This window comes from uncultured Aquincola sp., assembly GCF_964001545.1.
Lineage (GTDB): Bacteria > Pseudomonadota > Gammaproteobacteria > Burkholderiales > Burkholderiaceae_C > Aquincola.
Window position 1 is genome coordinate 1 of the sequence record NZ_CAXFDV010000607.1, and the last position, 12,192, is coordinate 12,192.

General features: G+C 66.6%; 10 protein-coding genes and 1 pseudogene. 8 read left to right on the forward strand and 3 right to left on the reverse strand.

All coding sequences use genetic code 11. The annotated features are described in order from the left end of the window. Both ABNT58_RS21105 and ABNT58_RS21110 read right to left on the reverse strand, forming a co-directional pair. Positions 1–223 (reverse strand): DUF3619 family protein (locus ABNT58_RS21105; RefSeq protein WP_348755383.1); only part of this gene is annotated, 223 nt, incomplete at its 3' end. After that, the gene (locus tag ABNT58_RS21110) at positions 220–795 is read right to left on the reverse strand and encodes an RNA polymerase sigma factor (protein ID WP_348755384.1); all 576 of its coding nucleotides are present in this window, start codon (positions 793–795) and stop codon (positions 220–222) included. The genes ABNT58_RS21105 and ABNT58_RS21110, both read right to left, overlap by 4 nt. A gap of 238 nt (positions 796–1,033) precedes the next feature. Between ABNT58_RS21110 and ABNT58_RS21115 the strand changes: the two genes are divergently transcribed. The 7 genes and pseudogenes from ABNT58_RS21115 (at position 1,034) to pbpG (ending at position 10,119) form a co-directional block, all read left to right on the forward strand. Continuing rightward, positions 1,034–2,812 (forward strand): acetolactate synthase 3 catalytic subunit, encoded by a 1,779-nt coding sequence (locus tag ABNT58_RS21115; RefSeq protein ID WP_348755385.1) that lies wholly within the window; start codon positions 1,034–1,036, stop codon positions 2,810–2,812. A gap of 182 nt (positions 2,813–2,994) precedes the next feature. Then, positions 2,995–3,486, forward strand: a complete 492-nt coding sequence (gene ilvN / locus ABNT58_RS21120; RefSeq protein WP_250197196.1) for an acetolactate synthase small subunit — start codon at positions 2,995–2,997, stop codon at positions 3,484–3,486. A gap of 27 nt (positions 3,487–3,513) precedes the next feature. Further along, entirely contained in the window at positions 3,514–4,530 is a 1,017-nt protein-coding gene (ilvC, locus tag ABNT58_RS21125) for a ketol-acid reductoisomerase (protein ID WP_348755386.1), read from the forward strand. Between the two features lie 100 nt (positions 4,531–4,630). Further along, a complete protein-coding gene (gene pssA / locus ABNT58_RS21130) occupies positions 4,631–5,461 on the forward strand; it encodes a CDP-diacylglycerol--serine O-phosphatidyltransferase (protein WP_348755387.1) in 831 nt (276 codons plus the stop codon). A 214-nt stretch (positions 5,462–5,675) separates the two neighbouring features. Beyond that, entirely contained in the window at positions 5,676–7,355 is a 1,680-nt protein-coding gene (leuA, locus tag ABNT58_RS21135) for a 2-isopropylmalate synthase (protein ID WP_348755391.1), read from the forward strand. Between the two features lie 50 nt (positions 7,356–7,405). Further along, positions 7,406–8,947: pseudogene (locus ABNT58_RS21140) on the forward strand (2-isopropylmalate synthase). A 185-nt stretch (positions 8,948–9,132) separates the two neighbouring features. Then, positions 9,133–10,119, forward strand: a complete 987-nt coding sequence (gene pbpG, locus ABNT58_RS21145; RefSeq protein ID WP_348755388.1) for a D-alanyl-D-alanine endopeptidase — start codon at positions 9,133–9,135, stop codon at positions 10,117–10,119. Here the strand turns inward: pbpG and ABNT58_RS21150 are convergent. After that, complete coding sequence (locus ABNT58_RS21150) at positions 10,103–10,906, reverse strand: IclR family transcriptional regulator (protein WP_348755389.1); 804 nt, start codon at positions 10,904–10,906, stop codon at positions 10,103–10,105. The genes pbpG and ABNT58_RS21150 overlap by 17 nt on opposite strands. Positions 10,907–10,981: 75 nt before the next feature. On the opposite strand from ABNT58_RS21150, the gene ABNT58_RS21155 reads away from it, so the two are divergent. After that, positions 10,982–12,175 carry a TIGR03790 family protein gene (locus ABNT58_RS21155; RefSeq protein WP_348755390.1) on the forward strand — a complete coding sequence of 398 codons (1,194 nt, stop codon included), beginning with the start codon at positions 10,982–10,984 and terminating at the stop codon, positions 12,173–12,175. The last annotated feature ends 17 nt before the right edge of the window (positions 12,176–12,192 follow it).

Sequence of the window (12,192 nt, forward strand, 5' to 3'; positions counted from 1 at the left end):
CGCCGCCGTGGCCCATGGCCACCACCGGCTCGGCCACCTGGGCGGCCTGGCGCACCACGCGGGCGCGCTGCAGCGCCTGCTCGCGCGCAAAGCGCAGGCGGGTCTCGATGTCGGGCGGGGTGGCCTCGGCGGCTTCGCTCAAGCGTGCGGCCACGCGGCGCGCAAAACGGTCTTGCAGCCGGTCTTGCAACAAATCGTCGGCCAGCAGTGTCGTGTTCGTCATGGTGCGATTCCCTTGGAGCGAAGCGCCTTGGCCAGTGCATGCACTGCCCGCGAGCAATGCGTTTTCACGCTGCCCTCGGAGCAACCCATCACGGAGGCGGTTTCTGCTACATCCAGTTCTTCCCAGTAACGAAGCAGGAAGGCCTCTCGTTGACGCGCCGGCAGCTCCGCGACGTGTGAATCGATGACTTGCAGGATCTGCGCCCGTGAAACGCTGTCGGCGGCGCTTTCGGCGCCCAGCGCGCCGTCGGCGCTTTCCAGCGCTTCCAGCAGATCGAATTCGCCGCCGCCGCCGTCGTCTTCGGACGATTCGAACGACGAGAGGTTCCGCACCACGGCGTTGCGCACCTTCTGGCGGCGGAACCAGTCCATCGTGGCGTTGGAGAGGATGCGCGGAAACACCAGCGGCAGCTCTTCGGCGGGGCGGTCGGCGTACTTTTCCGCCAGCCGGATCATCGAGTCCTGCACGATGTCGAGCGCCGCATCATCGTCACGCACCGCGTAAACGGTGCGCTTGAAGGCGCGCTTCTCGACGCTTTTCAGGAAGTCGGAGAGTTCTTTGTCGGTGGCCAAGGCTGGGGGTGCGGCGGCTTGCCCCTGGTGCGAGGCGGCGGATTATGGCACCGGGCCCTGCTCGTCTATCCCCAAAAGGTGGCAAGAGTGATGCCATAATCCGCGGCTCAGCACATCTTGCCGGGGTGCACGCCGATCTGGCGCGCTTCCCGGGCAGCACAGGCTCCACATCCGCCTCACGAGGGCGCGAAGAGGGGCACCGATGGTTTTTCGTCAGAGAAAATCGCAAAGGTCAGTCATGGACATCTCCCCCGCCGAAATCAAGCGCGCCGCCTCGGCGCAGCCCACTCCCCCCGCCGCCGCAGCCGACCCCAACGGGTCCGAGATCCTCGTTCGCTGCCTGCAGGCCGAGGGCGTCAAGTATCTCTGGGGCTACCCCGGCGGTGCCGTCCTCTACATCTACGACGCGCTGTACAAGCAAGAGACCATCGAGCACGTGCTCGTGCGCCATGAGCAGGCCGCGGTGCATGCCGCCGACGGTTATGCGCGCGCCACCGGCGACGTGGGCGTGGCCCTGGTCACTTCGGGCCCCGGCGTCACCAATGCCATCACCGGCATCGCCACGGCGTACATGGACTCCATCCCGATGGTGATCATCACCGGGCAGGTGCCCACGCCGGCCATCGGCCTCGATGCCTTCCAGGAATGCGACACCGTGGGCATCACCCGGCCCATCGTCAAGCACAACTTCCTGGTCAAGGACGTGCGCGATCTGGCCGCGACGATCAAGAAGGCCTTCCACATCGCACGCACCGGTCGGCCCGGCCCGGTGGTGGTCGACATCCCCAAGGACGTCTCGCTCAACACCGCGCCCTTCGCCTACCCCGACAAGGTGGAGATGCGCTCGTACAACCCGGTGCGCAAAGGCCATGGCGGCCAGATCCGCAAGGCGGTGCAGCTGCTGCTGCAGGCCAAGCGGCCCTACATCTACACCGGCGGCGGCGTGATCCTGGGCAATGCCTCGGCCGAGCTGCGTCAACTCACCGCGCTGCTGGGGGCGCCCGTCACCAACACGCTGATGGGCCTGGGCGCCTCGGCCGCCAGCGATCCGCAGTTCCTGGGCATGCTGGGCATGCACGGCACTTACGAAGCCAACATGACCATGCAGAACTGCGACGTTCTGCTGGCCGTGGGCGCACGCTTCGACGACCGCGTGATCGGCAACCCCAAGCACTTCGCGTCGGTCGAGCGCAAGATCATCCACGTCGACATCGACCCCTCGTCGATCTCCAAGCGCGTGCGGGTGGACATCCCCATCGTCGGCGACGTCAAGGACGTGCTGGTCGAGCTGATCGCCCAGATCCGCGAGGCGCAGAGCAAGCCCGACAACGCGGCGCTGGCCGGCTGGTGGAGCCAGATCAACGAATGGCGCAAGCGCGAGTGCCTGCGCTACAAGCCCAGCAGCGAGGTCATCAAGCCGCAGTACGTGATCGAGACGCTGTGCGAGCTGACGCGCGACCGCGACACCTACATCACGTCCGACGTCGGCCAGCACCAGATGTGGGCCGCGCAGTACTTCCGCTTCGAGCAGCCGCGCCGCTGGATCAACTCCGGCGGCCTGGGCACGATGGGCGTGGGCCTGCCGTACGCGATGGGCATCAAGCTGGCCAAGCCCGACAGCGACGTGTTCTGCGTCACCGGCGAAGGCTCGATCCAGATGTGCATCCAGGAGCTCTCGACCTGCCTGCAGTACAAGACGCCGGTCAAGATCCTGTCGCTGAACAACCGCTACCTGGGCATGGTGCGCCAGTGGCAGCAGCTGGACTACGGCGGCCGCTACTCGCACAGCTACATGGACGCGCTGCCCGACTTCGTGAAGCTGGCCGAGGCCTACGGCCACGTCGGCCTGAAGATCGAGCGCCCGGGCGACGTGGAAGGCGCGCTGCGCGAAGCGATGAAGCTCAAGGACCGCACCGTCTTCCTCGACATCCGCACCGACCCCACCGAAAACGTCTGGCCGATGGTGCAGGCCGGCAAGGGCATCAGCGAGATGCTGCTGGGCTCGGAAGACCTGTGAGCAACTGAAGGCGGCTGACAAGCCCGGTGAGGGCGGCTGGCGTTACCGCGCCACCGCAGCCACCGGGCGACAGGCGGCCTGCAAGCTCACGGCTTCAAGCACCTTTTCTTCAACCTCGAACAGCGTGGCCAAGGGCCGTCGGTTACCGCCGCCGGTTTGAAGAGCGCGCAGGACGAATCCTCATGAAACACGTCATTGCCCTGTTGCTCGAAAACGAGCCGGGTGCCCTCTCGCGCGTGGTGGCTCTGTTTTCCGCCCGCGGCTACAACATCGAGAGCCTCACGGTCGCCCCGACCGAAGATGCTTCGCTGTCGCGCATGACCATCGTCACCAGCGGCAGCGACGAGGTGATCGAGCAGATCACCAAGCACCTGAACCGCCTGATCGAAGTGGTCAAGGTGGTCGACCTGACCGAAGGCGCCTTCACCGAGCGCGAGCTGATGCTCATCAAGGTGCGCGCCGTCGGCAAGGAGCGCGAAGAGATGAAGCGCATGGCCGACATCTTCCGGGGTCGCATCATCGACGTCACCGAGAAGAGCTACACCATCGAGCTGACCGGCGACGCCGGCAAGCTGGACGCCTTCATCGAGGCGATCGACCGCACGGCCATTCTGGAAACCGTGCGCACCGGCACCAGCGGCATTGGCCGCGGCGAACGGATTCTGCGCGTTTAAACCCCCCCATTTCTGCTGGAGAGAACCATGAAGGTCTTTTACGACAAGGACGCCGATCTGAGCCTGATCAAGGGCAAGAACGTCACCATCATCGGCTACGGCTCGCAAGGCCATGCCCACGCCCAGAACCTGACCGACAGCGGCGTGAAGGTCACCGTCGGCCTGCGCAAGGGCGGCGCGTCCTGGGGCAAGGTCGAGAAGGCCGGCCTGAAGGTGGCCGAGGTGGCCGAAGCCGTGAAGTCGGCAGACGTCGTGATGATGCTGCTGCCTGACGAGCAGATCGCCGCGGTCTACAACGCCGAAGTGGCGCCCAACATCAAGGAAGGCGCTTCGCTGGCCTTCGCCCACGGCTTCAACGTGCATTACGGCCAGGTCATTCCCCGTGCCGACCTGGACGTGTGGATGGTCGCGCCCAAGGCCCCCGGCCACACCGTGCGCGGCACCTACACCCAGGGTGGCGGCGTGCCGCACCTGATCGCGGTGCATGCCGACAAGAGCGGCAAGGCCCGTGACTTGGCCCTGAGCTACGCCGCTGCCAACGGCGGCGGCAAGGCCGGCATCATCGAGACCAACTTCCGCGAAGAAACCGAAACCGACCTGTTCGGCGAACAGGCCGTGCTGTGCGGCGGTACCGTCGAGCTGATCAAGGCCGGCTTCGAGACGCTGGTGGAGGCCGGCTACGCGCCCGAGATGGCCTACTTCGAGTGCCTGCACGAGCTCAAGCTCATCGTGGACCTGATCTACGAAGGCGGCATCGCCAACATGAACTACTCGATCTCGAACAACGCCGAATACGGCGAGTACGTGACCGGCCCGCGCGTCGTCACCGAAGAGACCAAGAAGGCCATGAAGCAGTGCCTGAAGGACATCCAGACCGGTGAGTACGCCAAGAGCTTCATCCTGGAGAACAAGGCCGGCGCCCCGACGCTGCAATCGCGCCGCCGCCTGACGGCCGAGCACGACATCGAAGTGGTGGGCGAGAAGCTGCGCGCGATGATGCCGTGGATCAAGAAGAACCGCCTGGTCGACCAGTCGAAGAACTGATCCATTTGCCAGTCACGGGCCGCGGCGGCCCGGGCCCTGCGGGGCCTGGGTTCCGCGGCCTTTGCACGTGGGTGCCATGGGCGCGGGGTATGCTTTGAACATGAATGATCAGAACGATTTGCAGGCCTCACAGGAGCCCGAGGACCTGCGCGACCGGCCCCGCCGCAAGGGCATCTACATCCTGCCCAACCTGTTCACGCTGGCTGCCTTGTTCGGCGGTTTTTATGCAGTGGTGATGGCGATGAACGGCCGCTTCGAGCAGGCCGCCATCGGCATCTTCATGGCCGCGGTGCTGGACAGCCTGGACGGCCGCGTGGCCCGCATGACCAACACGCAAAGCGCCTTCGGCGAGCAGATGGACAGCCTGTCCGACATGGTGAGCTTCGGCGCCGCGCCGGCGCTGATCACCTACGAATGGGCGCTCAAGGGCCTGGGCAAGGCCGGCTGGCTCGCCGCCTTCGTGTACTGCGCCTGCGCTGCGCTGCGGCTGGCGCGCTTCAACACCAACATCGGCGTGGTCGACAAGCGCTACTTCCAGGGCCTGCCCAGCCCGGCGGCCGCAGCGTTGATCATCGGCTTCATCTGGGTGATGGACGACATGGGCTTTCGCGACGCCTATGCGCTGCACTGGCTGGCCTGGTCAGCCTTTGGTGCCACGCTGTACGCGGGCCTGACGATGGTGACCAACGTGCCGTTTTACAGCTTCAAGGACGTGAGCCTGAAGCGCTCGGTGCCGTTCATCGTCACCGTGCTGATCGCGCTGGGCATTGCGGTGATCACCATCCACCCGCCCATCGTGCTGTTCGCGCTGTTCTGCGTGTACGGGCTGTCGGGCTACGGCGTCTACATCTACCGCAAGATGAAGGGCCGGCCGGTGAGCGTGATCGCCACGTCCACCGATGAGCCGGACGAACAAGGCCTTCATCGCTAGCAGGCATCCCCCGATGGGGTGTATATTCGTGGTCATGTCGTTCCGTACCGCAACCTTCTCGCTGCTACTAGGCGTGCCCCAGGCGCGCTGAACGATCTCGTCCCGAATTTTTTCAAGTTCCCTCCGGATCAACGGCCCGCCAAGCGCAACGCAGCGGGCCGTTTGCTTTTGGGAAATCCGGCTGCGTTCAACACCTCGAGAGACCACCATGTCGATGTTGAAGAACCCTGCAGCCAAGTACCGCCCCGCCACCCAGATCCAACTGGCCGACCGCCGGTGGCCCAATGCCGTGATCGACAAGCCGCCAGTGTGGTGCAGCGTCGACTTGCGCGACGGCAACCAGGCGCTGATCGAGCCGATGGACCCGGCCCGCAAGCTGCGCATGTTCGAGCAGCTGGTGCGCATCGGCTTCAAGGAAATCGAGGTGGGCTTCCCGTCCGCCTCGCAGGCCGACTTCGATTTCGTGCGCCTGCTGATCGAGCGCAAACTGGTGCCCGACGACGTCACCATCCAGGTGCTCACGCAGGCGCGTGACCACCTCATCACCCGCACCTTCGAGTCGCTGGTGGGCGCCAAGCGGGTGATCGTGCACCTGTACAACGCCACCGCACCGGTGATGCGCCGCGTGGTACTGGGCCTGGACGAAGACGGTGTGGTGGACCTGGCCGTGCGCCATGCACGCATGATCCGCGAATGCGCCGAGCGCCAGCCCGGAACGGCCTGGACCTTCGAGTACTCGCCCGAGATGTTCTCGAACACCGAGCTGCCGTTCGCCAAGCGCATCGTCGATGCGGTGGCCGCCGAATGGCGCGCCACGGCCGCCCAACCCTGCATCATCAACCTGCCGTCCACGGTGGAATGCTGCACGCCCAATGTGTTCGCCGACATGGTGGAGTGGATGCACCGCCACCTCGAGCGGCGCGAGGGCATCGTGATGTCGATCCACCCGCACAACGACCGCGGCACCGGCACGGCCGCGGCGGAACTGGCCTTGATGGCCGGCGCCGACCGTCTGGAAGGCTGCCTCTTCGGCAATGGTGAGCGCACCGGCAACCTCGACATCGTGAACGTGGCGCTCAACCTCTACACCCAGGGCGTGGCGCCGAACCTCGACTTCAGCGACATCGACGAGATCCGCCGCACCGTGGAGCACTGCAACCAGTTGCCCGTGCATCCGCGCCACCCGTATGTGGGCGATCTTGTCTATACAAGCTTCTCCGGCTCGCACCAGGACGCGATCAAGAAGGCGTTCGCGGCGCGCCAGGAAGGCGACATCTGGGAGATGCCCTACCTGCCCATCGACCCGATGGACCTGGGCCGCAGCTACGAGGCGGTGATCCGCGTCAACAGCCAGTCGGGCAAGGGCGGCATCGCCTATCTGCTCGAGAACGAGTACGGCCTCGAACTGCCGCGCCGCCTGCAGATCGACTTCAGCCGCGTGGTGCAGCAGGTGATGGACACCGAAGGCAAGGAGCTGAACGCGGCCGACCTGTGGTCGATCTTCGAGCGTGAATACGGCGTGGCCGAAGCGCACATCGGCCATGTGCAGATCACCGAAGAAGACGACGGCCGCGTGACGGTGAAGGCCGACGTGCAGCACGGCGGCCGCAGCCACCGGCTGCACGGGCAGGGCAATGGCCCGGTGGACGCTTTCGTCAACGGGTTGCGTGCGCTCGGCGGCGCCGACGTGGAAGTGCTGGACTACCATCAGCACGCGATCGGCGGCGGTGCCCAGGCCCGCGCGGCGGCCTACCTGGAATTGCGCATCGCAGGCGCCACGCGGTTCGGCGTTGGCATCGATGCCAACACCAGCACCGCGTCGATGAAGGCAGTGCTCGGTGGCCTGTTGCGCGCCGGTCGCTTCCAGCCGCAGGCCGACACTGCCACCGCCTGACCGGCACGCCGCCCGCCCCGACACATCCCAGGCAACCCGAGGAGAACAACATGGCCGACAAGCTCATCATCTTCGACACCACCTTGCGCGATGGCGAGCAGTCGCCCGGCGCCTCGATGACCAAGGACGAGAAGCTGCGCATCGCGCGCCAGCTCGAGCGCCTGAAGGTGGACGTGATCGAGGCGGGCTTCGCCGCTTCCAGCAACGGCGACTTCGAGGCGGTCAAGGCCATCGCCGACGTCATCAAGGAGTCGACCGTGTGCTCGCTGGCCCGCGCCAACGACCGCGACATCGGCCGTGCGGCCGAGGCCTTGAAGGGGGCGGCGCGCTCGCGCATCCACACCTTCATCGCCACCAGCGAACTGCACATGGAAAAGAAGCTGCGCATGACGCGCGAGCAGGTGCTCGAGTAGGCACGTCTGGCGGTGCGCTTCGCGCGCAACCTGACCGCCGACGTGGAGTTTTCGCCCGAAGACGGCTACCGCTCCGACCCCGACTTCCTGTGCCGGGTGCTGGAAGCGGTGATCGACGAAGGCGCCACCACGCTGAACATCCCCGACACCGTGGGCTATGCCATCCCCGAGCTGTACGGCAATTTCATCCGCCAGCTGCGCGAGCGGGTGCCCAACTCGGACAAGGCGATCTGGTCGGTGCACTGCCACAACGACCTGGGCATGGCGGTGGCCAACTCGCTGGCCGGCGTCAAGCTGGGCGGCGCGCGGCAGATCGAATGCACGATCAACGGCCTGGGCGAGCGCGCGGGCAACTGCTCGCTGGAAGAGATCGTGATGGCGGTCAAGACGCGCCGCGACTACTTCGGCCTGGAGCTGGGCATCGACGCCACGCAGATCGTGCCGGCCTCGCGCATGGTCAGCCAGACCACCGGCTTCGTGGTGCAGCCCAACAAGGCGGTGGTGGGCGCCAATGCCTTCGCGCATGCCTCGGGCATCCACCAGGACGGCGTGCTCAAGGCCCGCGACACCTACGAGATCATGCGCGCCGAGGACGTGGGCTGGAGCGCCAACAAGATCGTGCTGGGCAAGCTGTCGGGCCGCAATGCCTTCAAGCAGCGGCTGCAGGAGCTGGGCATCGGCTTGGAGTCCGAGGCCGACGTCAACGCCGCCTTCGCGCGCTTCAAGGACCTGGCCGACCGCAAGTCGGAGATCTTCGACGAAGACATCCTGGCTTTGGTGTCCGATGAAAGCGTGACGCCCGACCGCGAGCACTTCCGGTTGCTGGCGCTGTCGCAGCGCTCCGAGATGGGCGAGCGGCCGCATGCCACCGTGGCGTTCGCGGCCGGCGAGCAGGAGCACCATGCCAGCAGCGACGGCAACGGCCCGGTGGACGCGAGCCTGAAGGCCATCGAATCCAAGGTGCAAAGTGGCGCCGAACTGGTGCTTTATTCGGTCAATGCCATCACTTCCGGCAGCACAGAATCGCAAGGCGAGGTGACGGTCCGTCTTCAATTGGGCGGGCGTGTCGTCAATGGTGTGGGTGCTGACCCGGACATCGTGGTGGCTTCGGCCAAGGCGTATCTGGCAGCGTTGAACAAGTTGCACAGCAAGCAGGAACGGGTGGCCGCGCAGGGTTGAGCGCCTTCTCAGGTGGTCTTGGCACCACTTGAGGAAGCCCTGCTAAGTTTCTGATCTTGCGCGTGTTTTTTGCTTCGCCTACACTGACTTCTTGACAGGAGCCGGGTGTGGTACACGCACTGAAATCTTTACGTTTGTTGTGTGTGGTGGGTGCCATTGCGGCGTCGGTGGGCCTGCTGCATCCCATGTCCGCAGAGGCTGCCACGCGCAAGCCCGCCAAAACGGCGAAAGCCGCCAAGAAGTCGGCCGTCGCGGCGCCCAGCGCGCGCAATTCCAAGGCCACGGCCAAGCGCCGTGTGGTGCTGGTCGATCCTGAACCGGTGCGCGCCTCGTTCGGCCAGATGTACGGCCTGCACAAGGTGCAGGACCCGCTCGACCTCAAGTCCAGCGTGGCCCTGGTGCTCGACCAGGACACCAACGAGGTGCTGCTGAGCAAGAACTCGCAGGCCGTGCTGCCGATCGCCTCCATCACCAAGCTGATGACCGGCCTGGTGGTGGCCGAGGCCAAGCTGCCGGCCGACGAGGTGATCACCATCACCCAGGACGACGTCGACACCGAGAAGCACAGCGGCTCTCGCCTGGCGGTGGGCACGCAGCTCACCCGCGGCGAGATGATGCACCTGGCGCTGATGTCGTCGGAGAACCGCGCCGCCCATGCGCTGGGCCGCACCTACCCGGGTGGCCTGGCGGCCTTCGTGTCGGCGATGAACCTCAAGGCCCACCAGCTGGGCATGCTGGACACGCGCTATGTGGAACCCACCGGCCTGTCCAGTTCCAACCAGAGCAGCGCGCACGACCTGGCCGAACTGGTGAAGGAAGCCAGCAAGCACGAAGTGCTGCGCCAGCTGTCCACCTCGCCCGAGCATCAGGTGGAAGTGGGCAGCCGGCTGCTCCAGTTCCGCAACAGCAATGGCCTGGTGCGCAGCGGCTCGTGGGACATCGGCCTGCAGAAAACCGGCTACATCACCGAAGCCGGCCGCTGCCTGGTGATGCAGGCGCAGCTGGCCGGCCGCAAGGTCATCATGGTGCTGCTGGATTCGGCCGGCAAGTACTCGCGCATCGGCGATGCCGAGCGCATCCGCAAGTGGATCACCACCGAAGTGCCCGGCAAGCTGGCGGTCAGCAGCTCGGTCAATTCGGCGGTGAGCGCGTCGGTCAAGACGGCGCCTTGAGGCTGGCGGCCGGGCCCTGCGTGATGCGGTGGCCCAGCGCCGCGGAGATCTGGCCCGCGGTGTTCTTCAGCCGTTCCAGCCAGCCTTCTTCCAGCCGGTCGGCCGGTGCCGAGATCGACAGCCCGGCCACCAGCTTGTTCTGGTCGTCGTAGATGCCGGCGGCCATGCAGCGCACACCCAGCTCCAGCTCTTCGTCGTCGCGGGCCACCGCCTGGTGGCGCACGGTGTTCAGCTCGCGCTCCAGCCGCCCGATGTCGGTGATGCTGTTGCGCGTGTGGCCGGCCAGCCCGGTGCGGGTGGCATAAGCCCGCACCCGCTGCGGATCTTCATGGGCCAGGAACAGCTTGCCCACCGATGTGAGGTGCAGCGGCGCACGGCCGCCGATGGCACGCACCACCTGCATGCCCGAACGCTCGCTGTAGCTGCGTTCGATGTACACGATCTCGTCGCCCTGGCGCACCGACAGGTTCACCGGCTGGTGCGTCACCTTGTGCAGCTCGCGCATCGGGGCCAGGGCCGCGTCGCGCACGTCCAGCCGGGCTTTCACCAGATTGCCCAGCTCCAGCAGCCGCATGCCGAGCCGATAACTACCCGCCTGCGGCCGGTCCACCAGGCGCCCGACGGCCATGTCGTTGAGGATGCGGTGGGCGGTCGACGGGTGCAGGCCCGAGCGTTCGCTGATCTCTTTCAGCGACACCGGGTCCTGGTGCTCAGCCAGCACGTCCAACAGCGCGAATGCCCGTTCGAGCACCTGGATCGTGGGTGTTTGACCATCATTTTTTCGCATGCCGACATTGTGAGCCGCTTCTTGAATTTTTGCATCGCGAAACTGGCCTCCACGGGCTTGCATCTTGTAACGGTTGTGTTAGCGCTGTCCCTGGCAGCACCCTGCGCAGCCTGGGCGCAGGGCTCGGCGTCTGCATCGTCGCCCACGCCCTCCGCCGAGCCGGCTTCGGGCGCCGAAGCGCCGCGGGCCTGGATGGGCGTGCCGCGCAGCCATGGGCGCCTGACGCCGGCCGACATCGGCCTGGTGATCAACACGGCCGACCCCTACTCGATCGCCATCGGCGCCTACTACGCGCAAAAGCGCGGGCTGCAGCCGCGGCAGGTGCTGCGCGTGGAGCTGCCGCTGCGCGCCACCTTGACCCCCGAAGAGTTCGGCCAGCTGCGCCAGCGCATCGAGGCGCACTTTGGCGAAGCGACGCAGGCGCTGGCCCTGGCCTGGACCACGCCTTACGCGGTGCAGTGCCAGTCGATCACCGGCGCGCTGGCGCTGGGTTTCGACCCCGACTTCTGCCGGCGCAGCTGCGACCGCTCCAAGCCTTCGCCGTACTTCAATTCAGCCAGCGGCGCGCCGTGGCGCGACCACCAGATGCGGCCTTCGATGCTGCTGGCCGCGCGCGACGTGGAACAGGGCCAGCGCCTGATCGACCGCGGGGTGTCGGCCGACGGCCGCCTGGGGCGCCCCTGGTCGGGCCCGGCCAATGCAGTGTTCCTGTCCACCAGCGACGTCAACCGCAACGTGCGCCACCGGCTGTTTCCGCCGCCGGGGCAGGTGCGGGCGCTGGGCCTGGACGTGCAGGTGCTGCAGGCCGACCAGCCGCGCGACCTGCAGCGCCTGCTGCTGCTGCAGACCGGCGCGGCCCAGCTCAGCGGGCTGGACACATTGGGCTGGGTGGACGGCGCGTTGGCAGATCACCTGACGTCCTTCGGCGGCCAGCTCGACCGGGTGGGTGGCCAGAGCACCGCGCTGGAGTGGCTGGACTCGGGCGCCACCGCCAGCTACGGCACGGTGAGCGAGCCCTGCAACCACCTGCAGAAGTTCCCGCATCCGCAGGTGCTGCTGCTGCATTACGCGCAGGGCGAAACGGCGATCGAGGCCTACTGGAAAAGCGTCGCCTGGCCGCTGCAGGGCGTGTTCATCGGCGAGCCGCTGGCCGCGCCCTACGGGCCGGTGCTGCCGGCGCCTTCGGCGCCCGCCGCCTCTCCGGCCTTGCCCTCGTCGCTGCCGTCCAGCCAGCTGCGCAGCGGGCCGCGCCACGCCACCGCGGGCTGAGCCCGTGCAAGTCGACC